At 73.9% G+C, this 25,147-nt stretch carries 21 protein-coding genes and 1 pseudogene; 13 read left to right on the top strand and 9 right to left on the bottom strand.

The window, feature by feature from the left end; translation table 11 throughout:
• Positions 1 to 58: 58 nt before the first annotated feature.
• The gene (locus tag CLT71_RS18975; RefSeq protein ID WP_101368286.1) at positions 59 to 979 is read right to left on the bottom strand and encodes a hypothetical protein; all 921 of its coding nucleotides are present in this window, start codon (positions 977 to 979) and stop codon (positions 59 to 61) included.
• A 28-nt stretch (positions 980 to 1,007) separates the two neighbouring features.
• Complete coding sequence (locus CLT71_RS18970; RefSeq protein WP_486483340.1) at positions 1,008 to 1,805, bottom strand: MerR family transcriptional regulator; 798 nt, start codon at positions 1,803 to 1,805, stop codon at positions 1,008 to 1,010.
• 180 nt (positions 1,806 to 1,985) lie between these two features.
• Between CLT71_RS18970 and CLT71_RS18965 the strand changes: the two genes are divergently transcribed.
• Positions 1,986 to 2,813, top strand: a complete 828-nt coding sequence (locus tag CLT71_RS18965) for a DUF72 domain-containing protein (protein WP_199187641.1) — start codon at positions 1,986 to 1,988, stop codon at positions 2,811 to 2,813.
• Positions 2,814 to 2,943: 130 nt separating this feature from the next.
• Here CLT71_RS18965 and CLT71_RS18960 read toward each other — a convergent pair whose 3' ends face one another.
• Both CLT71_RS18960 and CLT71_RS18955 read right to left on the bottom strand, forming a co-directional pair.
• Entirely contained in the window at positions 2,944 to 3,549 is a 606-nt protein-coding gene (locus tag CLT71_RS18960) for a response regulator transcription factor (protein ID WP_101371582.1), read from the bottom strand.
• Between the two features lie 37 nt (positions 3,550 to 3,586).
• Positions 3,587 to 4,882: a histidine kinase gene (locus CLT71_RS18955; protein ID WP_101368285.1), complete on the bottom strand. Its 1,296-nt coding sequence runs from the start codon at positions 4,880 to 4,882 to the stop codon at positions 3,587 to 3,589.
• Between the two features lie 645 nt (positions 4,883 to 5,527).
• Between CLT71_RS18955 and CLT71_RS18950 the strand changes: the two genes are divergently transcribed.
• The 7 genes and pseudogenes from CLT71_RS18950 to CLT71_RS18920 form a co-directional block, all read left to right on the top strand.
• Complete coding sequence (locus CLT71_RS18950; protein ID WP_199187640.1) at positions 5,528 to 6,886, top strand: cellulase family glycosylhydrolase; 1,359 nt, start codon at positions 5,528 to 5,530, stop codon at positions 6,884 to 6,886.
• Positions 6,887 to 6,890: 4 nt separating this feature from the next.
• Positions 6,891 to 8,939, top strand: coding sequence for a 3-dehydroquinate synthase family protein (locus tag CLT71_RS18945; protein WP_143743511.1), 2,049 nt, complete (start codon positions 6,891 to 6,893; stop codon positions 8,937 to 8,939).
• Positions 8,936 to 11,272, top strand: a complete 2,337-nt coding sequence (locus tag CLT71_RS18940; RefSeq protein WP_158242259.1) for an ROK family protein — start codon at positions 8,936 to 8,938, stop codon at positions 11,270 to 11,272. The genes CLT71_RS18945 and CLT71_RS18940 overlap by 4 nt, the downstream gene beginning before the upstream one ends.
• The gene (locus CLT71_RS18935; protein ID WP_101368281.1) at positions 11,269 to 12,720 is read left to right on the top strand and encodes a hypothetical protein; all 1,452 of its coding nucleotides are present in this window, start codon (positions 11,269 to 11,271) and stop codon (positions 12,718 to 12,720) included. The genes CLT71_RS18940 and CLT71_RS18935 overlap by 4 nt, the downstream gene beginning before the upstream one ends.
• Positions 12,717 to 13,718 (top strand): Gfo/Idh/MocA family protein, encoded by a 1,002-nt coding sequence (locus CLT71_RS18930; RefSeq protein WP_101368280.1) that lies wholly within the window; start codon positions 12,717 to 12,719, stop codon positions 13,716 to 13,718. The genes CLT71_RS18935 and CLT71_RS18930 overlap by 4 nt, the downstream gene beginning before the upstream one ends.
• 6 nt (positions 13,719 to 13,724) lie before the next feature.
• Positions 13,725 to 14,651 carry a sugar phosphate isomerase/epimerase family protein gene (locus CLT71_RS18925; protein ID WP_101368279.1) on the top strand — a complete coding sequence of 309 codons (927 nt, stop codon included), beginning with the start codon at positions 13,725 to 13,727 and terminating at the stop codon, positions 14,649 to 14,651.
• Positions 14,648 to 15,628: pseudogene (locus CLT71_RS18920) on the top strand (Gfo/Idh/MocA family protein); the annotation flags it as partial. The gene CLT71_RS18925 and the pseudogene CLT71_RS18920, both read left to right, overlap by 4 nt.
• 108 nt (positions 15,629 to 15,736) lie before the next feature.
• Here the strand turns inward: CLT71_RS18920 and CLT71_RS38095 are convergent.
• Positions 15,737 to 16,684, bottom strand: coding sequence for a glycosyltransferase (locus CLT71_RS38095; protein ID WP_101368278.1), 948 nt, complete (start codon positions 16,682 to 16,684; stop codon positions 15,737 to 15,739).
• Positions 16,681 to 17,445, bottom strand: coding sequence for a DUF6071 family protein (locus CLT71_RS37055; RefSeq protein WP_101368277.1), 765 nt, complete (start codon positions 17,443 to 17,445; stop codon positions 16,681 to 16,683). The genes CLT71_RS38095 and CLT71_RS37055 overlap by 4 nt, the downstream gene beginning before the upstream one ends.
• 278 nt (positions 17,446 to 17,723) lie before the next feature.
• On the opposite strand from CLT71_RS37055, the gene CLT71_RS18905 reads away from it, so the two are divergent.
• Positions 17,724 to 18,854 (top strand): winged helix DNA-binding domain-containing protein, encoded by a 1,131-nt coding sequence (locus CLT71_RS18905; RefSeq protein ID WP_101368276.1) that lies wholly within the window; start codon positions 17,724 to 17,726, stop codon positions 18,852 to 18,854.
• Here the strand turns inward: CLT71_RS18905 and CLT71_RS18900 are convergent.
• Positions 18,832 to 20,124 carry an MFS transporter gene (locus tag CLT71_RS18900; RefSeq protein ID WP_199187639.1) on the bottom strand — a complete coding sequence of 431 codons (1,293 nt, stop codon included), beginning with the start codon at positions 20,122 to 20,124 and terminating at the stop codon, positions 18,832 to 18,834. The genes CLT71_RS18905 and CLT71_RS18900 overlap by 23 nt on opposite strands.
• 44 nt (positions 20,125 to 20,168) lie before the next feature.
• Entirely contained in the window at positions 20,169 to 20,966 is a 798-nt protein-coding gene (locus CLT71_RS18895; RefSeq protein ID WP_486483339.1) for a TetR/AcrR family transcriptional regulator, read from the bottom strand.
• Positions 20,967 to 21,055: 89 nt separating this feature from the next.
• On the opposite strand from CLT71_RS18895, the gene CLT71_RS18890 reads away from it, so the two are divergent.
• From CLT71_RS18890 to CLT71_RS18880, 3 genes are all read left to right on the top strand, one after another.
• Positions 21,056 to 22,132, top strand: a complete 1,077-nt coding sequence (locus CLT71_RS18890; RefSeq protein WP_101371579.1) for an ATP-binding cassette domain-containing protein — start codon at positions 21,056 to 21,058, stop codon at positions 22,130 to 22,132.
• An 11-nt stretch (positions 22,133 to 22,143) separates the two neighbouring features.
• Complete coding sequence (locus CLT71_RS18885; RefSeq protein ID WP_101368275.1) at positions 22,144 to 22,962, top strand: ABC transporter permease; 819 nt, start codon at positions 22,144 to 22,146, stop codon at positions 22,960 to 22,962.
• 202 nt (positions 22,963 to 23,164) lie between these two features.
• Positions 23,165 to 24,022: an alpha/beta fold hydrolase gene (locus CLT71_RS18880; RefSeq protein ID WP_101371578.1), complete on the top strand. Its 858-nt coding sequence runs from the start codon at positions 23,165 to 23,167 to the stop codon at positions 24,020 to 24,022.
• Between the two features lie 56 nt (positions 24,023 to 24,078).
• Here the strand turns inward: CLT71_RS18880 and CLT71_RS18875 are convergent, their stop codons facing one another.
• Positions 24,079 to 24,375 carry a YciI family protein gene (locus CLT71_RS18875; RefSeq protein ID WP_101368274.1) on the bottom strand — a complete coding sequence of 99 codons (297 nt, stop codon included), beginning with the start codon at positions 24,373 to 24,375 and terminating at the stop codon, positions 24,079 to 24,081.
• 87 nt (positions 24,376 to 24,462) lie between these two features.
• Here CLT71_RS18875 and CLT71_RS18870 point away from each other — a divergent pair, with 87 nt between their 5' ends.
• On the top strand, positions 24,463 to 25,140 hold the full coding sequence (locus CLT71_RS18870; RefSeq protein ID WP_101368273.1) for a Crp/Fnr family transcriptional regulator: 678 nt from the start codon (positions 24,463 to 24,465) through the stop codon (positions 25,138 to 25,140).
• The last annotated feature ends 7 nt before the right edge of the window (positions 25,141 to 25,147 follow it).

The following is a 25,147-nucleotide window of genomic DNA, read 5'->3' as shown; positions in this document are numbered from 1 at the left end:
AGGAAAGGTGCCAGGGAAGGTGTCGGGCAGATAAGGCCAGCTCAGCGCGGGTTCGGCGTCAGTCGAGCGCGGCACGCAACCGGTCGTAGGTCGGAGCGAGTTTGCGGAGTGCCGCGGCCGCCGCCGGGAGATCCCCGACCACCATCGGGTACTGCAGCGAGCCCACCAGCCGGGCCTGGAGTGCGGCGATTCCCGCCGCCTCGGGGTACCCGGCCCGGAGCAGGCAGTCCGCGGTGTCGCTGAGCCGTCGCGCGCCGACCCGGATCGCGAAGTAGATCAGGTGCTCCCGCAGCCCGTCGCCGGCACCCGCCTCGATCAGTTGGGCGACGCGTTCCGCCGCCGCACCGTTGCCGAGACTGCCGGGCGGCATCGCCACCTCGGGTTCCATGGCGAGCCACTTGATCGCGGTCGGGACGATCGAGCGGATCGCCTCGGCGTCGGGCACCTCCGCGACCTGCTGGAATTCGGTACGCATCGTGTACGGCTCGCCGTAGTCCACCGTCTCGGCCCGCCAGGCGGCCAGGAAGTCCTCGACCGGCACCCGGGCGTACGGGTAGCCGTGCGGGTCGTGCGTGAGTACCCGATCGTCGGCCACGTCGAGCACCACCACGTAGTGATCGGCACCGATCGGACCGGTCATCTCGGGATGGTGCCGCAGGTGACCCATCTCCAGCGGGCCCACCCAGACCGGACCGGTCGCGGCCGCTCCGGCGAGCCGGGCGAGCGCCTCGTCGGCGGTACCGCCCCGGCTGACCGTCGAGCGCCAGCCGATCGCCGCCAGCGCCTGGTCGAAGCCGAGTTCGGGATTCCACCCGTACGCGTCGAAGAAGACCGTCCGGCCGCCGACCAGTTGCATGCCGAACGGACCACCGGTGGCGACCTCGATGACGGCGGTCGACGGGGCCCGCTCGCCGAGCAGCATCGCGAACGAGTTGGCGTAGCAGTACGGGCCGCTGCCGACGTAGGGGGTGTGGCGCACGGGGGACCCTTTCCTCGGGGCGAACGGGCTAGAAGGTGACCGGGTACGCGACGTCGAAGAGCGCGCCGGTGCCCGGATGGATCTCGTACGGGTGGCCGGCGCAGGTCAGGCCCGCTCGCGCGTCCGTCCACGCCTCCACTGCGTCGTACACCCGCAGGATCAGCGGAAAGTCCTGGTGTCCCGGCGGCACCGGCAGGTACGCCTCGGTGTGCGCGGCCACCAGCCGGACGTACAGGTCGTCGACGGGTTCGGCACTTCCGGCGTACGGCACCGCCACCTCGACGGGTCCCTCACTGTCCGGGGTGACGAGATCCTGGAAGTGCACGAGGGTCGGGCCATCGTCGGCCAGTCCCGAGGCACGCAGGTGCGCGCGGATGTCGTCGCCCGCCGTCCGGACGAAACCGTCCAGCGCCCGGGTGTCGACGTGACGGCTCCGGCAGAGCACCTTCGTCGCCGGTACGTCCCGCAGGGCTACAGCGTCGACAAGTGCGGCGTCCTCGCCGTACCCCCGCATCGCCTGCACCACCGCGGCCCGCTCGTCGAGCAGCGTGCGCTGGCCGCGCAGCCAACCGCGCAGCTCGACCGCCCGGTCCTCCGCGCTGAGGTCGGCGAGCTGGCCGATCCGGGCCAGCGGCAGGCCGAGTCGGCGCAGCCGGGCGATCAGCCGGGCCCTGGGCAGCTGGTCCGGGCTGTAGTAGCGGTAACCGGTCGCCGGGTCGACGCTGGCCGGCCGGAGCAGGCCCTGCTCGGCGTAGAGCCGCAGGGCCTTCGGCGACAGCCGCCCGGCCGCGCCGAACTCGCCGGCCCGCAGGTACTTTCGCTGCACGCCCCGAAGTCTGCGCCGCGCCCCTGGGGCGAGGTCAAGGCGCGACCGGGCCCCGACGGCGGCCGTATACGGTTGCCGTGGCACGGCGGGCGACCCGACGGGGTGACCCCGGGCGGGCCGGGTCGAGTGTGCTCCGTTCGGCGGGAGGGATCCGGGATGCGGCTGGCCGTGGGATGTGCGATGTGGACGCACAAGTCCTGGCAGGGACGGTTCCTGGCGCATCCCCTGCCGGCCGGCGAACGGCTGCGCGGCTATGCCGGCTGGTGCGACGCGGTCGAGGGGAACACCACCTTCTACGCGACGCCGACCAGGGAGACGGTGGCGTCCTGGGCGCGGCAGACCGACCCCGACTTCCGGTTCGTGGTCAAGCTCCCGAAGCTCGTCACGCACGAGCACCGGCTCACCGACGTCGACGGGCCGGTCCGGGCGTTCCTGGACGCGGTCGAGCCGCTCGGCCCCCGGGCACACGCGCTCTGGATCCAGTTGCCGGGCTCCTTCGCCCCCGACGACGTCGCGGTGCTCGCCCGTTTCCTGCGCCGGCTGCCCGACTCGCTCCGTTACGCCGTCGAGGTCCGCGATCCCGCGTTCTTCACCGACCCACGCGCGACGCGGCTGCTCGAAGGGGTGCTCGCGGACGCCGACGCCGAGTGGATCCCGTTCGACACCACCGGGTTCTTCCGGTCCCCGCCGACCAGCGACGCGGAACGGGACGCCTGGACCAGGAAACCCCGGACGCCGCTGCGGACGGTCGCGCTCACCGACCGGCCGATCGTCCGGTACCTCGGGCGCGACGACCCCGAGCAGACCGTGCGGGGCTGGCGGCACTGGGTCGACGTCACTGTCGACTGGCTGCGCGAGGGCCGCTCGCCGACCGTCTTCATCCACACCCCGGACAACGCCGACGCGCCGATGCTCGCCCGCCGCTTCCACGACGAGGTGCGGGCCCGGGTACCCGGACTCGCGGCGCTGCCGGAGCCGACCCCTGCCGAACCGCTGACCCTCTTCTGAGCCCGCCCCGGCCAACGCCCGTTCCGCGCGGACGCCCGCCCCGCGCGGACGCCCGCCCCGCGCGGACGCCCGTCCAGGCGCGGACGCCCGTCCCGGCGCGAACGCCCGTCCCGGCGGTGGCAGCAGCCGCTCAGAGCCAACCGTTGTCGACGGCGATCCGGTACGCCTCCGCCCGGCTGCCGGCGTCGAGCTTGCCGGCCACGGCGGCCAGGTGGTTGCGTACCGTGCCCTGGGACAGCGAGGCCCGCCGGGCCACTGCCGAGACGGGTACGTCCGCGCCGGCCAGCCGGAGCACCTCAAGTTCGCGTGGGGTCAGCGGGCACTCGGGTGCGGTCAGCGCCTCCGCCGCGAGCGCCGGGTCGACGTACCGTGCTCCGCCGTGCACCCGCCGGACGACGTCGGCCAGCGCGCCGCCCGGGGCGCCCTTGGCGAGGAAGCCCCGCGCGCCGGTGCCCAGCGCCCGGCGCAGGTGCGCGGGCCGGCCCCGACCGGTCAGGATGACCACCGCGCAGGACGGCAGTACCCGGGCCAGTTCGGCGGCGACGCCCATCCCGTCCAGCGCCGGCATCTCCAGGTCGACCACTGCCACGTCCGGCCGGTGCGCCAACGCCGCCCGCACCGCCGCCCGGCCGTCGGCCGCCTGCGCCACCACCTCCAGGTCGGGCTCCAGGTCGAGCAGGGCGGCGACGGCGACCCGGATCAGCTCCTCGTCGTCGGCGAGCAGTACCCGGATCACGGTCGGCCCGCCGTCACCCGTGCCGGCCACCCCCGGCTCATCCGTCACGCCCATCCCCGCCTCCCGTCCGTGCTCCCGGAACCCTCGGCTCCGTCTCCGCCGGCCCGTCCACCCCGGCCGGCCTATCCACTCCGGCTGCGGCGAGCGTGCCCGTCGCGCTCGGAGCGACCGCCTCCGTCGCGCCCGGGACCGGCAGGACGGCCTCGACGGTGAAGACGCCGTCGTGCTGCCCGGTGCGGAGCAGTCCGTCGGCCTCGGCCAGCCGGTCGGCGAGGCCGCGCAGTCCCGAACTGTGCCGGTCCGGCGCGGTCGGCCCCGCCCCGTCGTTGGCGACGGCCAGCCGGAACCGGTCGCCGTCCCGGCCGACGTCGATGGTGCACCAGGTGGCCCGGCTGTGCCGCAGCAGGTTGGTACTCGCCTCGCGCAGCACCGCGGCGAGCTGGGCGGCGACCTCCGCCGGTACGTCTCCAGCCGGCTGGGTGACAGTGCAGCGTACGCCTGAGGAACGCAGTACCTCGGCGGTGGCCGCCAGTTGTTCCCGCAGGTCGACGGCGCGGTAGCCGTGCACCGCCTCGCGTACCTCGGCCAGGGCCGCCACGGCCAGCCGCTGCACCTCGGCGGCCTCCCGCCCGGACCGTTCCGGGTCGACCGACGCGAGTCGGGACGCGAGTTCCGCCTTGAGGGCGATCACCGAGAGGTGGTGCCCGAGCAGGTCGTGCACGTCCCGGGCGAACCGGAGCCGCTCCTGGGCGGCGGCCAGCCGAGCCTGGGCGGCCCGGCCCCGCTGTGCCTGCACCAGCAGGTCCCAGAACCACACCTGGAACCAGCCGATCGCCGCGACCGAGAGCCCGATGCCACCGGTGATCAGCAGGTGGTCGGCGACCTCGCCGCCGGTCCACCGGGCCACCGCGACGGTGAGCGCGACGGCTGCCGCGACCGTCAGGGCGGCGGTACGGCGGCCGAGCAGCAGCGGCGCGGTACCGACGGTGGAGGCGCCGAGCCAGGCCCAGGTGGGCCAGTCGCCGCCGGCCACCGGCGCGACGAGCGGTACGGAGGCGACGGCGGTCCCGGCGTACCCGGCCAGGGCCAAGCGCCGGGCGGAGGTGGTCAACCAGGGTGTGAGCAGGACGTACAGCGCGACGATCTGGGCGGTGGCGACGGCGGCGATGCCGACCGAGCCGAGTGCGATCCACACCGGGTCCGGCTCGCGGGCCAGCCCGATCCCCGGCATCATCAGCGCGGTCAGCAGCGTGCTGAGCAGCGCGACCAGGGTGGCGATCCGGGGTCGGCGCAGCCGGGGGTCGCGCCCGGGCGGATCGGTTGGGCTCGCCATCGGCGCCAATGCTATGTCCCCGGCGCTGTCGGTGCCGACGCCCCCGCCGGCCGGGACGGGCCGGCCGTGGCCGGTGCGGCGGACGATTGCCGATTCGCGTCGTTGCTCACTTGTAGAGAAACGGGTCGCGGCGGTTGCGCCGTCGGCGTCGCCTCATCAGGCGGCGTACGGCGGATAGGACCGACCTCAACGCGCTCGGCCAAACCATTTTTCCCCTCGAGGGGTGCGGCGGGGACCGGTGGATGGGATCGCTAACATCCCCGCCGAGAAAATATCGTCTGGGATCGTTCTCGGCAACAACCTGGCCGTTCTCGGCAACAACCTGGACCGGTGGACCCCGCCGGCTCCTCCGGGGCGCGGTGCAACGCTCCGGGCTCGGCAGGTACGCCGTGGGAGCGCGTCCATTTGATCATGCTCGACCCCTTGACGATTGTCGTTCCATCGTATTGAGTCGATATCGATCCGAACGGGCAATGCACCCGACGACGGGAAAAGGCAGGGGGAGGCATGTCCGTGTCCCGGTTTGCTTTGGCATGCCCCGGAGGATTTCTCCGGACCAATGGCGATCAAATAGTTGACGGCGACGGACAGCCGGTTATCTGGCGCGGGATTGGCCTCGCCGGTTGGCTCAACTTCGAGAACTGGATGACAGGTTTCCCGGCGTACGAGCACGGCATGCGGGCCGCCGTGCGGGACGTGCTCGGCCCGGAACGGGCGGCGTTCTTCTTCGACCGCTTCCTGGAACACTTCTTCACCGCCGACGACGCCCGGTTCATCGCCGGGCTGGGCTGCAACGTCGTCCGGATCCCGGTCAACTACCGGCACCTGGAGGACGACCGGCGACCGTTCGAGATCGTCGAGTCGGGCTTCCACCACCTGGACCGGGCCATCGAACTGCTCGCCGCGTGCGGCGTACGCACCATCATCGACCTGCACGCGCTGCCCGGCTGGCAGAACCAGGACTGGCACAGCGACAACCCCACCCACGTGGCCCAGTTCTGGCAGCACCCGCACTTCCAGGACCGGGTCGTACACCTCTGGCGCGCGATCGCCGCCCGCTACCGGGACGAGCCGTGGGTCGCCGCGTACAACCCGGTGAACGAGCCGGCCGACCCGAGTGGCGAGGTGGTCGGGCCGTACTCGCGCCGGCTGGTCGAGGCGATCCGCGAGGTCGATCCGGAGCACATCGTGATCCTGGAGGGCAACCGCTACTCCAACGACTTCGACGTCTACGGCGAACCGCTGCCCAACGTCGTCTACTCGCACCACGACTACGCGCCGCCCGGCTACGTGCCCGACGGCCGCTATCCCGGGGTGGCGCACCTGACCCACGTCTGGGAGTCACCCGACGGCGTCGGTTACGAGCACGGCATCCTGCTGCCGGACCAGTCCCGCGACCAGTACTTCGACGCCAGCGTGCTGGAGCGGACGTACCTCAAGCGCAGCGAGTACATGCTCCGCACCGGTACCCCGGTCTACGTCGGCGAGTTCAACGCGGTCTTCACCGGCGACCCGGAGCAGGACCGGATGCGGCTGAACCTGCTCGCCGACCAGTTCGAGATCTACACCCGGCACCGGGCCAACTGGGCGTTCTGGCCCTACAAGGACATCGGCGTCGCCGCCCCGCTGACCGTCGACCCGGAGAGCCCGTGGATGCGCCGGCTCCGGCCGGTACTGGAGAAGAAGGCCCGGCTCGGCGTCGACCTGTGGGGCGGCCGGCACGACCACATCCAGCAGGTGATGCGACCGCTCAAGGAACTCTTCGCCCGGGAGTTCCCGGACTACCTGCCGTTCCCGTTCGGCAGCGAGTTCCTGATCGGCCGGCTGGTGCCGCAGATCCTCTTCGCCGAGGCACTGCTGCCGGAGTTCGGCGAGCTGTTCCGGGGGATGGACGAGTCGGCGATCGACGAGATGATGCGCTCGTTCCGGTTCGACAGCTGCCGGCAGCGCCAGCCGCTTGTCGAGCTGCTGCGCCGGGCCTGTGCCCAGCAAGCGCCGGTGTGAGGCGATGTCCTCGACCTCCGGGGCTCCGGCCCTGGCCCGCCCCCGCGAGCTGCCCAGGCCGGCGGCGTCACCGCCCGGCCGCAAGGACGCGCTCCGGGTGAAGCTGATCGACACCTTCGAGCTGCGGATGCGGCGGGACCTGTGGCGCCCCGGCGACGTCACGCTGTTGCGGGCGCTCGGCGGCGCGCGCCGGGTCCTCGCGGTCTGCGACCGGCCGGAGCAGCGCCGCCGGCTCGACGCCTGTCTCGGGCACTGGCGCGACCTCGGCGCGCTCGACCACCACCTGACGATCGAGGCCGCCGACCTCGCCGGGCCGGGCGACCCCGATCGGGTACGCGCGGTGGTGCGGGCCGCCGTCGCGACCGGGCTCGGCCGGCGGGACGCCTTCGTCTGCCTCGCCGGACCGTCGACCACCGCGGCCACGGTGCTGGCCGCCGCCGGGTACCGCCGACACGCCCACGCTGTCCGGGTGCACGACGACCTGCCGTCGCTGCTCGCCTCCCTGCACTGGAGTGCCCGGGTGGTGGCCGGCGAGCCCGCGATCACCGCCGAGACGCGCGATCCCGTACTCCTCGTCGACGTGGACACCCTGCTCGCCGACCCCACCCCGGTACGCCCCGACGAGGAGGCGGTGATCCGGCACCTCGCCGGGCACGACGACGTACTCGCCGGCCAGCTCGACCTGGCCACCGAGCCGGCCCGGATCCGGCAGGCGGCGCTGGACGCGGTGGCCCGGCTGCTGCACCGGCACGGCCCCGGCGACGAGCTGATCTGGCCGGCACCCGCACCGGCATCCGCCGCCCGGCAGGTGTCACCGGCCTCCCGCGCGGCGGGCTCCGGATCGGGGTGGCGGCCGTCGGTGCCGGCGCCGGTCCGGGCGCACCGGATCCGGGAACTGGGCTATCCGGTCACCTTCACCACCGGGGTTCTCGACCCGGACAACCCGGTGCTCTCCGCCCACCTGCCGGTCGGCGCCCGGGTGCTGGCGGTGGTGGACGACTACTCGCCGACCGTCACCGCCGCCGTCCGGGACACCCTCGACCGCCGCTGCCGGCAGGGTCGGCTCGCCGGCCACACCGTGCTGCCGGTGCGCAGTTCACCCACCGGCAAGACCCTGGACGCCGCCGGCCGGCTGCTGCGGCGGGTACGCGGACTCGGGCTCGGCCCGGCAGACCGGATCCTGGCGGTCGGCGGCGGTACCGTGCTCGACCTCGTCGGCTACGTCGCCGCCTGCCACCCCGGCCGCACCCCGTACCTGCGAGTCCCGACCACCCTGGTCGGGCTGGTCGACGCGGGTGTCGGACTGAAGGTCGGCGTCGACCTCGACGGCCGGAAGAACCTGCTCGGCGCCTACCACCCGCCGTTGGCCTGCCTCTGCGACGCCGGTTTCCTGACCACCCTGCCGGAGGCCGAGTTCCGGTGTGGACTGGCCGAGATCGTCAAGATCGCCCTGGTCCGGGACGCCCACCTCTTCGCCCTGGTCGAGGAGCACCACGCCGGGCTGCGCGACCCCGCCACCGCCCCGGTGCTCGACGAGGTGCTCCGGCGCGCGGTCGCCGCCATGCTCGTCGAGCTGGAGGAGAACCCCTGGGAGCGGCGGCTGCGCCGGCTCGCCGACTTCGGCCACGAGTTCGGGCACGTCCTGGAGGAGCGCTCCGGCTACCGGCTCCGGCACGGCGAGGCGGTGGCGGTCGGGATGGCGCTCTCCTGCCGGCTGGGCGTGGCCGCGGGGCGGCTGCCGGTACACCTCGCCGAGCGCGCCGAGACACTGCTGCGCGGGATCGGGCTGCCGACGTACGACGACTGCTGTGACGCCGCCGGGCTGTGGCGCGCACTGCACACCCACGTACTGCCGCACAAGGGCGGCGAGCTGCACCTGGCCGTACCGGTCGGGCTCGGGGTCGGCGGATTCGTCGACTCGATCGACGAGATCGGCGCGGCTGACCTGGAACGGGCCTGGTCGGCACTGCGCCTCCGGGCCGGTACGCCGACCCGGAGCAGCGGAGTCGGCGGTGAGCCGGTGCTGCCGGCCCGGGCGTGGAGCGATTCGTGACCGCAGACACCGGGCAGGACGGCCGGGCGCGGGTGACGGGCCCGGACGGGTGGCCCGGGGCGGCGGCGGAGCGGGGCGTGGTCGTCGACGTCGGTGGCACCTGGACCCGGTTGGCGCTGGCCGAGCAGGGGCGGCTGGTCGGCGAGGTGGTCCGGTTCGCCACTCCGACCCGCCGGGACCGGCCGGGCCTGACACTGGCCGCCGTCCGCGACCACCTGCTGGACCGGATCGCCGCCGAGGCCGACCGGCTGCACCGGGCCGCCGAGCCCGCCGGACGGCGCGACCTCGGGGTCGCCTTCGGCGCGGTGGTCACCGCCGAGGGGGTGATCCGGGACGCCAGTGTGCTCTGGCAGGCGCGGTCGGCCGGCTACGACGTACGGGCCGCGTTGCGGGCGCGGCTGCCCTGGGCCCGGGTCACCGTACTCAACGACGTCGCCGCGGCGGCCTGGCGCTACCGGGGACTCGGCCGGTTCGCCCTGCTCACCGTCAGCACCGGCGTGGCGGTGAAGGTCTTCGACGACCGGCTGCCCGGCACCGCCAGGCTGCTCGCCGACCCGGCCGGGCTGGGCGGGGAGATCGGGCACGTGCCGGTGGAGCCGAGCCGGCTCGACGCGCTGCCCGGTGGACCGGCCGGTGCCGCCCGACTCGGCCGGGCCGCCGCCGCCGGGGACCGCAACGCCCGCGAGGAACTGGCCACACTGGACCTGCCGTGGTGCGACTGCGGTGCGGTGGCGGACCTCTGCGCGTACAGCTCCGGGCCGGCGGTGGTACGCGCGGCGGCCCGGCGCGCCCGGCAGGATCCGGCCGACTTCGCCGGTTCGGTACTGCACCGGCTGGTCGACGGCGACCCATGCCGGATCGACGCCCGGGCGCTCGCCGACGCCGCCCGGGCTGGCGACGCGTTCGTCACCGATCTGGTACGCGCGGCGACCCGACATCTCGCGGTGGTGCTGTTGCAGGTCTGCGCCCAGCTCGGGCTCTGCCGGGTGGTGGTGGTCGGCGGCTTCGCGCACGGCGTCGGAGCACCCTGGTTCGCCGCGCTGCGCGAATGGCTGACGACGCTCTGCGTCGACGCCGGCTGGTTCGCCGGCTGGACGGCCGCCGAGCGGGACGGGCTGCTGCACGTGCCCGACGACGCGGAGTCGGCGACCCTGGCCGGGATGGCCGGCTACCTCGCCGCACGGCAGGCCGAGATCCGCGAGGTGGTCAAGCCCGTCGGCGAGTCGCGGCTGTTGCTGACCACCGGCCGTCGGCCGCGTTGCGGCCGCGAGCAACTGCTGCTCCGCCCCAGGTACGCCGGGCTCTGCGGCACCGACCTGGAGATCCTGCGCGGCGACCGGGGCCTGGAACCTGGGGTGCTCGGGCACGAGTGCGTGGCCGAGGTGGTCGAGGTGGGTACGGCGGTCTCCGGCCCGCGCCCCGGTGACCTGGTGACGCTCAACCCCAACCACCCGACCGACGACTATCTCAAGCTCGGTCACAACCTGCCCGGGGTGTTCCGGGACCTTCTCGTCAGCGACCTGGGCGCGTTGGCCCAGGGGCAGCTCGTCGAGGTGCCTGCGGGCTGCGGTCCGGAGTGGGTGCTGGTGGAGCCGCTGGCGGCGGTACTCCGGGCGCACCGGATGCTCGCCGAAGAGTGGGCCGGCCGGGACGTCCTCGTCGTCGGTGCCGGCGTGCTCGGTCTGCTGCACGTCGCCGTCGCCCGCGCCCGGGGCGCCCGTACCGTCGTGGTGGCCGGCCGGAGCGACCGCCGGCTGCGCGCCGCCGTCCACCGTGGACTGCCGGCCCCGGACGCGGTGCTGCCGCTCGGGCCGGAACTCGCCGCCGGGGTACGGTCGGCCACCGGCAACCGGGGCGCCGGGCTGGCCGTACTGGCGGTGGCCGGTGCCAGCGGGCCGGCGACGGCCGAACTCACCTGGCCGGCGCTGGCCGACGGGGCCGGCCTGCACCTGTTCGGCGGCTTCCCGGCCGGCCGGCCGCTCCGGATCGGCGACGGCGCGGCCCTGGATCCGGGACCGGTCCGGGCCGGCCAGCGCCGGATCGTGGCGAACCCGGCCGGTGGCCGGTGCACGGTGGTCGGCTCCCGCGGCGGGCACGCCGAGGACTTCGCCACCGCCCGCGAGCTGCTCTCCGCAGTCGGAGCCGCCCCGGCCCGGCTCGACCTGGCGCCGCTGGTCAGCCACCTCGTCTCGCTGCCCGCGCTGCCGGGCGTGGCGACCGAACTCCTCGACCACGGTACGGTCGGCGGCGGCTCGCCGCTGCGGGTCGTGGTCGACTTCCGGCTCGACGGCACGGTCGTCTGCCCGGTACCCGCCCGACGGGGTGCCCAGTGACCGGGCGGCACTGGGCGGTCGAGCCGAGCGGAGCCGAACTCTGGGCGTACCTGCGGGCGGCAGCCAGCGGCGAGCGGCACGGTCCGGCCGGTACGGTCGCCGCGCTGGCCAGCCTCGCCGGAGTGCCCCGGCTCGGCTGGGTACACCCGCCGGCCTGGCCGAGAGTCGCTCGGCTCACCGCCGAACGGGGCGGCGGTACGCTGCTGCGCGGCTGCCGGCGGGCGGTCTTCGTCGGTACCGGCGGCTGGGCCTTCGGGCTGCGGGCGATCTCCGAGGCGGTACCCGGACAGTCCGCTGTGCGGGTGCTGGACTCGCTCGACCCGGAGACGGTGCACCGGACGCTGTACGAGTGGCAGGGGCGGGGCGCGGTCGCCGGGTTCGCGGTCAGCGCCTCCGGGCGTACCCGGGAAACCCGGCTGCTGGCCGCCACCCTGGCAGTGGCCCGGCACCGGACCGGCGGTGCCGCCCCGGCCTGGCTCTGCGAACGCGGCGGCACCCTCTCGGTGGGCGGCGGCCCTGACCAGGTGGCCCTCTACCACGCCCCGCTCTCGGTGCCGGCGCTGCTCGCCGCCCGGATGTTGAGCTGGCCGCACTTCGACGACGCCTACCGGGCGTTCGCGGGCGCGGCCCGGACGATCGGCGAGTGGGCCGGCGAGGAGTCCGCCCGGTTGCCGGCGACCGGCCGGCCCCGGGTGCTGTTCCGGCTCCCGCCCGGCGCCGGCCCGGGACTGCGACTCTGGACCCTCCAGGCGGCCCGGCAGGGGTGGGGCGGCAAGTCCGAACGGTTCCGGCCGTGGCCGGAGGTGGCGGCCGGGCCGGCCCCCGGCGCGGTACTCGTCGACGTCGCGGCGGGGATCGCCGGGCTGCGCCGGCCCGGTGGACCGGCCGGAGCGGTCGCCGCCGCGATGGCCGCCTGCTACGCGGTCGCCGCCCTGGTCGCCTGCGTCGCGGTCCGGCACGGGCTGCGGTTCGCCACCCACGACGCGGTGAACCACTACAAGCGGCTGCTCCCGGTGACCCCGACCGCCGCCGACCGGCCCGTCGCGGCCGAGGCGGTGGCCGGTACCGACGAACTCGCCGGGGTGCTCGCCGGTTGGCTGGCCCGGAGACCCGAGCTGACCGCCGTGCACGTCGTCGGCTACGGTGCCGGGCCGGCCGCCTCGGTCGGTGCGGAGTGGCTGGCACGGCGGCTCGACCGCCCCGTCGAGGTGCACGAGGGCAGCGCCTGGAACCACCACTCGTACCAACTGGTCTGGCACACCCGGTCGGTCGGGGTGGCGGTGCTGCTCGACCCGTACCGGCGGTTCGGCACCGGTGACCCGGCCCTGGACGGTGCGCTGGCGGCCCAGCGGTACACCCTGGACGCGATAGCCGGCGCCACCCACCGTTCACTCGCCCCGCGCAGCCTGCTGCTGCACTGGAACGGCGGGTCGGAGCCGGGCCGATGACGTTCCGGATCGGCATCGTCGGCGCCGGGTTCCTGACCCGCCGGGCGCTGCTGCCGGCGATCGCCGCCGACGACGACCTGCGCCTGGTCGCCGTACTCGACCCGGACGAGGCGGCGCTGCGGGCGGTGGCCGGGCAGGTGCCGGGGATCTGGACCGGGACGGACGTACGGGACTTCCTGCGTACGCCGCTGGACGGGATACACGTGGCGACGCCGAACCGACGGCACGCCGAGTACGCCTGCCGGGCACTGGCCCGGGGCGTACCGACCCTTGTGGAGAAGCCACTCGCCGACACTGTCGCAGGTGGACAGTGGATCCTGCGCGCCGCGACGGCCTCCGGCGCGCCCGCGATGATCGGCTACATGTCCCGGTACAACGCCCACAACCGGGCGGTGGTCGAACTGGTCCGCTCCGGGCGACTCGGCGCGCCGGTGTCGATCACCGCCTGCCACCTCGGGCACCGGCAGGGGGACTGGCGCAACCGGCGGGCCGACAGCGGCCTCGGCTGCCTCGGCGACCTGGCCGTCTATCCACTGCTGACCGCGGCCGACATCTTCGACGCCGCCCCGACCGCCTGCCGGGCCACCGGTTATCCCGCCGGTGACCGGGAGCGGACCGAGATCTTCGTCGAGGCGACGGTCTGGTTCGGCGAGGATCGGCGGCTCCAGGTCGAGTCGTCCTTCACCGAGCCACCGGAGACCGGCGTCTCGCGCTACACGGTCGTCTGCGAGCGGGGCCTGCTGGTGGTCCGCGACTCGTGGGCGATGGGCTCCGGCGGCTCGGTGCTGGTCTGCGACGAGCGGGGACGGCACTGGCTGCGTCCCGACCCCGTCGACCCGTACCTTGCCCAGTACCGGGCGTTCGCGGCCAGCGCGGCGGGGCAGCCGGTACCGGTCGAGGTGGGTGTCGCCCGTGGACTGCGGGACCTGCGGGTGCTGCACGCACTCGAACGAAGCGTCGCCAACGGCGGAGTGCGGTTGGCGTTGACCGGAGGGTAGAAACCCATGAAGCTCGTCCTGCACAGTTACACCTTCCGCCGGTACCCCCTGCGGCACGTCTTCGCGGTCGCCGCGCGGCACGGCTGGGACGGCATCGAGCTGGTCCACTTCCACTTCGACCCGGCCCGGATCGAGTGCGAGGTCGCGGGCGCGGCGGCGCTCGGCCGCCGCTACGGGGTGGACGTGTACTGCGTCGGCTACACAGGTGACTTCGTCGGCGACGACGCGGCGGCCCGGTCCGCCTCGCTGGCCATGGTCGAGCGGACCATCGCCACCGCCGCCGAGCACGGCATCGGGATGGTCAACGGCTGGTCCGGGACGCTCGAACGCGATCCCGGCGACTGGCGGGTCAACGGCAGCGCCCTGGCCGGCGAGGTGCACTACGAGCGGGCCGCCGAGGGTTACCGCCGGCTCGGCGAGTACGCGGCCCGGCACGGCGTACGGGTGGGGGTGGAGGTGTACCCCGGCTCGGTACACGACACCGTGGCCGGTGTCGCGAAGCTGCTGGCGATGGTGGACCATCCGTCCGTGGTCGCCACCGCCGACCCCGGCAACGCCTACGTGGTCAGCGCGGCGGACCGCGATCCCGCCGTACTCGACCAGCTCGCCGGCCGGCTCGGCTACTTCCACCTGAAGAACCTGCACCCCGACGGCGGACGGGCCGACTTCAATGTGGACACCGCCGACGGGGTACTCGACAACTACGCCTGGATCACCAAGGCTGACTCGCTAGGCGTACCGGCGATCTGTGTCGAGTACTGCGGCGACGGTGACCCGCACCCGCCGATCGCCCGGGCCGGCGACTACGTACGCGACTGCCTGGCGCTGCGCGACGACCTCGCCCGCCGGCACGCGGCGGCCGATGTGGCGGCGGTCGGGGAGTTGGCCGGCGGTGCGGCGGCGCTCGCGGGTGCGGCCGGGTCCGGCCGGTGAGCGCGGGGCAGCCGCCGGTCCGCTGGGGTGTGCTCGGCACCGGCTGGATGGCCGGGCGGTTCGTCGAGGATCTGCTGCGGCTGCCGGACGCCGAGGTGGTGGCGGTCGGTTCGCGTACCCGGGAGGCGGCCGAGCGCTTCGCCACCCGGTACGCGATTCCGCGTGCGCACGGCAGTTGGGCCGGGCTCGCCGCCGACGACCGGGTCGACGTCGTCTACGTGGCGACCCCGCACGCGAGCCACCACGCCGCCACCGCGCTCTGCCTCGACGCCGGCCGGCCGGTGCTCTGCGAGAAGCCGTTCACCCTCAACGTCGGGCAGGCGCTCGACCTGGTGGACCGGGCCCGCTCCGCCGGCCTCTTCCTGATGGAGGCGATGTGGATGCGCTGCGTACCGGCGATCCGCCGCCTGATGACGCTGGTCCGGGACGGTGCGGTCGGGGTACCCCGGCTGGTGCAGGCGGACTTCGGTCTGGTGGGACCGGTCGACCCCGGCCACCGGCTGCGGGACCCGGCGTTGGGCGGGGGTGCCCTGCTCGACCTCGGGGTCTACCCGGTGACCCTGGCCCAGCTGCTGCTCGGGGTACCCGACTCGGTGACCGGGGTCGCCACGCTCAGCCCGTACGGCGTCGACGAGAGCACCGCGCTGGTGCTGGGTTACCCGGACGGCGCGCTGGCCAGCCTCTCCTGCTCGATCGTCGCCGACACGCCGTGGACGGCGACGGTCTGCGGCAGCGCCGGCCGGATCGAGCTGGACCGGGGGTTCTTCCGGCCCGCCAGGCTGACGCTGCGCCAGGGTGACGCCGAGCCCCGGGTCGTCGAGGTGCCGTACCAGGGGGAGGGGTTCGTGCACGAGGCGGTCGAGGTGATGCGCTGCCTGCGGGCCGGGCTGACCGAGAGCCCGCTCGCCACCCTGGCCGACACGGTGGCGGTGCTGCGGATCCTGGACGAGGTCCGGGCCCGGACCGGGGTGCGCTATCCAGCCGACGACGACTGGCCGGCGGCGGCGGACGCTTCTTCGATCGGTAGGGCCGACTCGCCGGCCCGGGGCGCAGGTGGTTCGGCCTCCGGTGGTTCGGGCGCCGGGTTAGGGGAAGACGACGCGGTTGCGCAGGCTGCCGACGATCCGGCCGCAGCGCATCGCGCACCGGGTCACCCAGACGGCGCGGGCGCGGCGGGAGCGGACCAGGTCGGGGAGGTGGCGCAGCAGCCAGCGCCACTCCCGGGCGGCCGGCCGGACCGAGCGGGGTAACCCGGCGGCGGCGAAGTCGCGGTAGAGCCGGGGATGGCTGAGGCCGTACGAGTAGTACTGCCGGGCCATCTCCGGGAGCCGGCGACGCAGTCGGTAGTGCACCACCGCGTCCGGCAGCGCCCCGATCGGGTACCCGGCGAGCTGCGCCCGCCAGAAGAAGCTGACCTCGTCCGAGCCGTACCGGTAGGCGGGGTCGAAGCCGCCCAGCTCCTCGAAGACGGCCCGGCGTACCCCGCAGTTGGCGCCGAGGGCGTACGGCAGGAAGTCGAATCCGGACTGGAGCGAGCCGGCCGGCTTCTCGGGGCGGGTGGCGAGCGAGACGTCGTCGTTGAGCAGCCGGCGTTCGACGTGTCCGCCGACGGCGGGAAACTCGGCGAGCCCGCGTACCATTCCGGCCACCCAGTCCGGGGCGACGATGTCGTCCTGGTCGCAGAAGAGCAGCAACTCGCCCCGGCTCACCCGGCAGCCCTCGTTGCGGGCGTAGCTGGTGCCGGCCAGGGCGTCCGCCCGGTGCAGCCGGAGCCCCGGGATCCGGTCGGCGAAGGCGGCGACGAGTTCCGGCGTACCGTCGGTGGAGCCGTTGTCGACCACGACGAGTTCCCAGCGTCCGGGGTAGGTCTGCCGGGCCAGCGCCGCGAGCTGCGCGCCGATGGTCGCCGCGCCGTTGCGGGCCGGCATGATCACCGACACCAGCCCCGGCCCGGTCCGGGTGCACGGATCGGCCGGCGCCTGCGCCGCCGTCGAGGTCGTCACCTGTGTCGAGGTCGTCACCTGTACGGTCATCCCCGGCTCCGCTCGGTCGGTGGGAAGCGCAGTCGCTCGTCGCCGTCGAGCCAGCGCGCCATCGCGGCGGCGAAGTGCAGGTGCCCCTCCCGGAGCGGATGGTCCCAGTCGCCGAACGGCACCCGGCCGAAGACCATCTCCCGGAAGGTCTGCTCCGGTCGGGGCGGCAGCGTTCCGAAGACCAGGTCGGCGCGGAGTGCGCGCATCACAGGTACCGCCTCGGCCGGCACCGGGTCGGGCAGGATCTCCCAGGCGAACGCGAACCGGCTCGGCACGCCGCGACCGGTGAGATGGTGCTCCAGCAGCAGCCAGTCGACGAAGAAGTTGACAGTCTCGCCGGTGGGGTTGAACAGGTGCCGCAGGTACGCCTTCGACGGCTTGTCCCCCTCGGCGGCCTTCCAGTCGGCGACCCGCTGCCAGTGCAGCTCGCCGGGGAGCGCCGGGCGTACCCCGAGGTCGGGGCGGACCGGGCCGTCCTCGATCGCGCTGTCGTAGTACTCGTTGCGACTCAACGCGGTCCACATGTTGACGAAGAGGATCTGGTCGTAGTCGATCCCGTGCGCCGCCCGGATCGACTCCAGATGCTGCACCGTGGTGCGTACGGCCCGCCGGTTGGAGCCGCCGTCGCAGGCCAGGTTGACCACGTCGATGCCGAGTCGCCGCCCGAGTACGGCCGGCCAGGCGTCCCGTTCCGGCTCGGCCAACTCGGCGCCCCGGGCGAAGCTGCACCCGTTGGCCACGAGCAGCCGGATCGTGCTCATGTGGCCGACCTCCCCGTTCCGTACCCTGCGGACATCTCCCGTGGGAACGCTCCCATGCGGTGATGGAGGTAAATATATCCAGTACCGCCGGGGTGGGCAACGAGGCGCCCGAACGCCCGTTCGGACCCGCGCTGTCGACGGCGGTCCTGTCAGGGGATCTCGATATGGTCTGGCTGCTGATCCGACCGACGAGAAGCCTGACCGACGAGAAGCCTGACCGACGAGAAGTCTGGCCGACGATAAGGAAGTGCCACCTCGATGACCGGAACCGGCCCAGGATGAGCGCGCCCGCGCTGACCCGTCGGGCGCTCAACCGGGCCACCCTGGACCGCCAGCTCCTGTTGGCCAGGTCGGACCGGCGGCCGGCCGAGCTGCTGGAGCACCTCGTCGGCATGCAGGCCCAGACCACGCACACCTGGTACGTCGGTTTCTGGAGCCGGCTGCGCGACTGCCGCCCCGAGGCGGTGGCGGAGCTGCTCACCACCCGGGAGGCGGTCCGGATCGCGCTGATGCGCTCGACCATCCACCTGGTCACCGCCGCCGACGCGCTGGCGCTGCGTCCCCTGCTGCAACCGGTGATCGAGCGCGGCACGGCGCACGCCTACGGGCGGCGGCTGGCCGGCCTGTCCCGGGACGACGTCGTCGCGGCCGGTCGCGAGCTGCTCGACGAGCGACCGCTGACCTTCGGGCAGCTCGGCGCGGCACTGGGGCAGCGGTGGCCGGACCACGATCCCGCCGCGCTCGCGCAGGCGGTCCGGGCCTGGGTGCCGCTGGTCCAGGTGCCGCCCCGGGGTGTCTGGGGGCGCAGTGGGCTGGCCGCGCACCGCAGTGCCGAGCACTGGCTCGGCGCCGCCCCGCCCCGGGCGGACTCGGTCGAGGAGCTGACCCGCCGCGTCGAGGAACTGGTCCTGCGCTACCTGGCCGCCTTCGGCCCGGCCAGCGTGCGCGACGTGCAGGTCTGGTCCGGGCTGACCCGGCTCGCCGAGGTGCTGGAGCGGCTGCGCCCGAGCCTTGTCACCTTCCGCGACGACGACAGCGGTGTCGAGCTGTTCGACCTGCCCGACGCCGTACGCCCCGAGCCGGACGTTCCGGCGCCGCCCCGGTACCTCTACGACTTCGACAACCTGCTGCTCTCGTACGCCGACCGGTCCCGGGTGCTCACCGACGAGTTCCGGGCCCGATCGACTGTCCGCAACGGCCAGCTGCCCCGGGGCATCCTGATCGACGGCGTTACCGCCGGCATCTGGACGACGGCCATCGAGCGGGACAGCGCGCTGCTCACCGTCGAGCCGTTCGCCCGGCTCTCCGGTGTGGACGCCGAGGCGCTGACAGTCGAGGGGATGGGCCTGCTCCGCTTCCTGGCCGGCGAGGAGTGCCGGCCCGAGGTCAGGATCGTGGGCCCGAGCTGACCGGCTCGGCGGGGCGGGGTCGCTCCGGACGGGGCCGGACGGCTCCGGCGGCCAGCGCGACGAAGAGCGCGAGCAGGGCGGGGATCGCCAGCGCGCGGGGCAGCCCGGAGAATTCGGCGACGCCGCCGATCACCACCGGCCCGACCAGGAAGCCCAGATAACCCAGGCCGGCGACCCGGGCCAGCGCCCGGCCGGCCTGGCTCGGGTCCCGATTGCCGGCGGCCGAGAAGACCTGCGGCGCGATGCAGGACAGGCCGGCGCCGAGACAGCCGAATCCGAGCAACCCGGCGACCGGGTGGTCGACCACGAGCGCGCCGCCGAGCCCGACGGCGGCGAGCAGCCCGCATCCGCGTACCAGGACGACCTGGCCCAGGGCGGCGGCCAGCCGGTCGCCGACGAGCCGGCCGGCGGTCATCATGATCGAGAAGGCCGCGAACGCGGTGGCGGCGAAGCCGGGACTACTGCCGAGGTTGTCCCGCAGGTACACGGTGCTCCAGTCGGCGGCGGCACCCTCGCCGACCAGGCAACAGAACGCCAGTACGCCGAGGAACAGCACCCCGGGCGGCTCCGACCGTTTTCCGACCGGCCGGACGTCGGCCCGCTGCACGGTTTCGTTCTCGTCCTCGGCGCCGGCCTCCGGGTCAGCGGCGGCGGTGGCGGTGGGCGTGGTGGTCGGTGGCGTTCCGGCCTGCCCGGGACGCGGCAGGGCCCAGCGGGCGCTCCAACCGGCCAGACCGAGCGCGACCAGCGCGGTCGTCCACAAGGTGGCGACGACGCTGGCGTCGGCGCGGGCGAAGAGCCCGCCGAGCACCGCACCGAGGAAACCGCCGATGCTGTAGACCGCGTGGCAGGACGAGAGCATCGGGCGACCCCGCGCCCGCTCCACCTCGACCGCGTTGGCGTTCATCGCGATGTTGAGGGTGCCGTGCACCGTGCCGAAGACGAAGAGTGCCAGGGTCAGCGTGCCGAGGTTGCCGGCGTAGCCGGGCAGCAGCAGGCAGCCGCCCTCGGCGAAGGCCACCGGCAGCATCACCCGGGCGCTGCCGTACCGGTCGACCAGGCGCCCGGTGAGCTGCATCCCGGTGATGGCTCCGGCGGCGAGCCCGAGCAGGCCCACGCTGAGCTGGCCGTCGCTCAGCCCCAGACTCTCCTTGACCGCGGGGATCCGGGCCGTCCAGGTGCCGATGGCCATCCCGAAGAGCAGGAAGAGCAGCGACACCGCGACCCGGCCACGGCGCAGCGCGGCGGGGTCGTCGAGGGGAGGCGGCACGTCACCCCCAGCGGGAACCGGAAAGGATCTTCAGCCAACACCCATCAGGGATGCTCGGCAAGTCCCTGCCGCCCGGCCCGGCTCTGGACGAACGCATCGATCCCGTCCAGCACCCGTTGCAGCCCGAACTCGAACGACCGGGCCGGGTCTGCCGGGGCGTCGTGCTCGGCACCGGCCGCCGCGCCGACCCGGGCCGCCAGGGGATAGCGCTCCGGATCGAAGACCTGCGCCAGCAGGGGTGCGAAGCGTTCCCACCACTCCTGGACGGTCATCCCGGTCCGGCGCTGCATCTGGGCGGCCTCGACGGCACCGCGTACCGCGCCGTGCACGTAGTCGGCGACCAGGCCGACCAGGAGATCCATCTCGATGTCGGTGAGGCCGAGCCCGGCGACGGCGGCGAGTTCCCGGTCGTACTTGGCCACCGAGTTGGGACCGAGCACCGGCAGGCTGGTCGCGACCTGGAGCAGCCAGGGGTGCCGACGGTAGCGGTCCCAGTTCTCCCGGGCGAGCCGTTCGAGCAGACTCCGCCAGTCGCCCTGGTCGTCCTGGTCGTCGTCCGGCGTGGCGGCCCGGGCGTGCACGGTGTCGATCATCACGTCGAGCAGCTCGGCCTTGCCCGGCACGTACGTGTACAGCGACATCGCGGTGACCCCGAGTTCGTCGGCGACCCGCCGCATGGAGAGCGCGGCCAGCCCGTCGGCGTCGGCGATCTCGATTGCCGTCCGGACGATCCGCTCCACCGTGAGCTTGGGTTTCGGCCCCCGGCGCGGGCGGTCCGGCCCGCCCCAGAGCAGTTCCATGCTCCGCTTCGGGTCGCCACTGCCGCTGTACTCCGTCGTCACCTGACCATTCTCTCCGGGACTTGAACTCTTTACAACGTACGCTATAGTTGCGCGTCAACTCTGTACGGTGTACATAGTTTGGGGTGGTCATGCACGACAACGATCTGGCGATCCGGGCCGAAGGGCTGCGCAAGCGGTACGGCGACCGGTTCGCCCTGGACGGGCTCGACCTGCACGTCCCGGCCGGTACCGTGCACGGCCTGCTCGGGCCGAACGGCGCCGGCAAGACCACGGCGGTACGCATCCTCGCCACCCTGCTCCGGTTCGACGCCGGTCGCGCCGAGGTGGCCGGGTACGACATCGCCCGCCAGCCGGACCAGGTCCGCTACCGGATCGGACTGGTCGGGCAGTACGCGGCGGTGGACGAGATCCTCTCCGGCCGGCAGAACCTCGCGATGTTCGGCCGGCTCTACCACCTGCCCGGTTCCGTCGCCGACCGGCGGGCGGACGAACTGCTGGACCGGTTCGGCCTGGCCGACACCGGTGACCGGCCGGTCGGGAAGTACTCGGGCGGGATGCGCCGACGGCTCGACCTGGCCGCCGGGCTGATCCTGGCCCCGCCGGTGCTCTTCCTCGACGAGCCCACGACCGGGCTGGACCCGCGCGGCCGCAACGAGGTGTGGGAGGCGGTACGCGCCCTTGTCGACGGCGGCACGACGGTGCTGCTCACCACCCAGTACCTGGACGAGGCCGACCAGCTCGCCGACCGGATCTCGGTCGTCGACGCCGGCCGGATCGTCGCCGACGGTACGCCGGACGCCCTGAAGAGCCGGCTCGGCGGCGACCGGATCGACGTACTCCTGCACCGGCTCGACGACCTGCCGGCGGCGGCCACACTGCTGCGCCGGATCGCCGACGGTCCCGTCGAACGCGACGACGACGGCCGGCGGATCAGCGCGCCGGTACGGGACCGGATCGGCACCCTCACCGCGCTGGTACGCGGCCTCGACGAGCGCGGCATCGTGGCCGAGGACATCGCGTTGCGCCGGCCGACCCTGGACGAGGTCTTCCTGCACCTCACCGGCAGCCGCTCCGGCACCGGCACCCGGCCCGCGAATCCCGAGCCCGACCGGGAGGCGACGGCCGGCGGAACCGGGCCCGGCGGACGGGCTGACGACAGGCCGAGGAAGCGGGCCGACGACAAGCCGAGGAAGGTGGCACCTTGACCACGACGACGATGATCCCGTCCCCGCCCCGGCACCCGGCGGGCCGGCTGCGCTGGGCGGTCGCGGACGGTTGGACGATCACCCGCCGCGAGTTGGCGCACTGGGCCCGACAGCCGGCGCAGGTCGTGATCGGGCTGCTCTTCCCGATCATGATCGTACTCATGTTCGGCTATCTCTTCGGCGGCGGCATGCTGGTGCCGGGCGGTGGCGACTACCGGGAGTTCCTGATGCCGGGCATGTTCGCCATGACAATGCTCTTTGGTATCGAGACCACCTACACCGCGGTCGCCACCGACGCGTCCCGGGGGATCACCGACCGCTTCCGGGCGATGCCGATGGCCCGCTCGGCGGTGGTGCTCGGCCGCTGCGTCGCCGACCTGCTCAACGCCGCCCTCGGCCTGGCGGTGATGGTCGCGTGTGGACTGGCGGTCGGCTGGCGCTGGCACGGCGGGCTTGCCGCCGCGCTTGCCGCGTTCGGATTGCTGCTGCTGCTCCGGTTCGCGGTGCTCTGGGCCGGCATCTACCTCGCGCTGCTGCTACGCAACCCGGAGGCGGTGGTCGCGATGCAGACCCTGGTCTGGCCGGTGCTGTTCCTCTCCAACGCCCTCGTCTCGCCGGAGACCATGCCGGGCTGGCTCGGGGCGGTGGCCGAGGCGAACCCGCTCTCGGCGACGATCTCCGCCACCCGGGAACTCTTCGCCAACCCGGGCTGGGGCGGTGACTCCTGGACCGGTCGGCACGCCGTCGCGCTGGCGCTGGGCTGGCCGGTACTGCTGACGGCGATCTTCCTCCCACTCTCGGTACGGCGCTACCGGCGGCTCGACCGCTGACCCCGGCGCGCCGGCCGTACGATCCGCCGCTCGCGGGCGTACGGCCGGCCCGGCCGGGGTTGGGGCAGCCGGTCAGGGGTAACCGGCAGCGAGCAAGCCCGGAGCAGGACGGCCGGCGCCGAACAGGACGGAAAGCGTCAGAAGACCGGAGCAGGACCAGCGAGGCCGGAAGATGCGGCCACCGAACGCGGAAGAGGACATCATGCCCCTTCTCCCCGCTGAACCGAACCGACCCGACACCGTCGTGCTGATCCACGGCCTGTGGTTGACCTCCCGCAGTTGGGAGCACTGGGCCGACCGGTACCGCCGGGCCGGGTTCCAGGTGCTGACGCCGGCCTGGCCGGGGATGGACTCCGACGTCGAGGCGTTGCGCCGCCATCCCGCGCCGATCGCCGAGCTGACCTCGGACCAGATCGTCGACCACTACGACGGGATCATCCGAGGGCTACCCACCGCGCCGATCATCATGGGGCACTCGTTCGGCGGCGCGTTCGCCCAGATGTTGCTGGACCGAGGGCTGGGCGCGGCCGGAGTCGCGATCGACTCGGCGGCGGTCAAGGGAGTCGTCCGGCTGCCGCTCTCCACGCTCAAGGCCAGCCTGCCGGTGCTGCGAAACCCGGCGAACCGGCACCGGGCCGTACCGCTGAGTCTGGACGAGTTCCACAGTGCCTTCACCAACACGATGTCCCGGGCCGAGGCGGAACGGGTCTACCAGCGCTACCACGTACCGGCCGCCGGACATGTGCTCTTCGAGGCGGCGCTGGCGAACCTGAATCCCCGGGCCACCATGCGGGTCGACTTCGGCAACGAGCGGCGGGCGCCGCTGCTGCTGATCGCCGGCGGTGCCGACCGCGTCGTACCGCCGTCGGTGACGCAGGCGACCGCCGGCCGCTACCGGAAGTCCAGCGCGGTCACCGGGTACAAGGAGTTTCCCGACCGGCCGCACTACATCGTGGGCCAGCCCGGTTGGGAGGAGGTCGCCGACTATGCGCTCGACTGGGCCCTGGCGGCGGCACAGCCGAGGCAGCCGCAGTCGGGCCAGCCGAGAGCCCGCCGGTAAGCGGGCAGCGGCCGGCGCGATGCCGGCCGCGCCGCCGAGGCTCACCGGGCCGAGGCTCACCGGGCCGAGTGACTGCCGCTGTTTCCGGGGGTCGACCCGACGACCGGCGTCCAGGGGCGTACCGCGACCACGCTGACCCCGGGCGTCCGGTAGTAGGGGTCGGCGTCGAGAACCTCCCGTACCGCGGGTTCGTCCGCGTCGAAGAGCAGCAGGGCCCCGGAGTCGTCCTCCCACGGCCCGGCCGCCACCAGCCGGCCCTCGGCGTGCAGCCGGGTCAGTAGTTCCCGGTGAGCCGGCCGGGCCGCCAGCCGGGCGGAAGGTTCACCGGTGAAGCGCAGTTCCACAACGATCATGTGCAGAGACCCTATGGTCGCCCGAACCCCGCCGCAGTAACACCTGATACAGCAGCGTCCGACACCCCCGTCCGGGACAATCCGGGGATGGAACCGACGGACCTGCGGCGCCTGGCCGACGTACCCGTCTTCGCTGGACTCGGGCCGGCCCGGCTGCGCCGGCTGCTCGACCGCTCGGCGCTGCGGACCGCCCGGCCCGGCGCTGTGCTTGCGGTACGCGGCCAGCCCGCAGAGCACGTGATAGTGGTGGAGGCGGGCACCCTGACCGGGGTACACGAGACGGTCGACGGGAAGCGGCTGCGGCTCGGCGACTTCACCGGCCCGTGCGCGGTCGACAAGAGTGCGGTACTTGACGGCGGCGGGTACACCGCGACCTGGCTGGCCGCCACAGTGCTGCGCTATCGACTGGTACCGGCCGGCGAACTGCTCCGGCTCGTCGACGACGTACCGGCGGTACGGCGACACGTACTCGCCCACCTGGCCGGGCAACTGCGGGACCGGCAGGCGGAGCTGGTGCGTAGCTCGTACGCCGATGCCGGGACCCGGGTGGCGGCCTGGCTGGTCGAGGCGGCCGGGCGCGGCGGGCGCCGGGTGCCGCTGCCCGGTGCGCAACAGGGGCTGGCGGAGTCGGTCGGGCTGACCCGGGTGTCGGTCAACCGGGCACTGCGGACCCTCACCGAGGCCGGGCTGGTCCGGGTCGAACCGGGCGCGGTAGTGGTGCTGGCCCCCGAACTCCTGGCAGCCCGCGCCACAGCGGCAAGCTGACTGACCC

The sequence above is a fragment of the Plantactinospora sp. CNZ320 genome (assembly GCF_002846275.1).
This window is presented reverse-complemented; position numbering and strand designations above follow the sequence as displayed.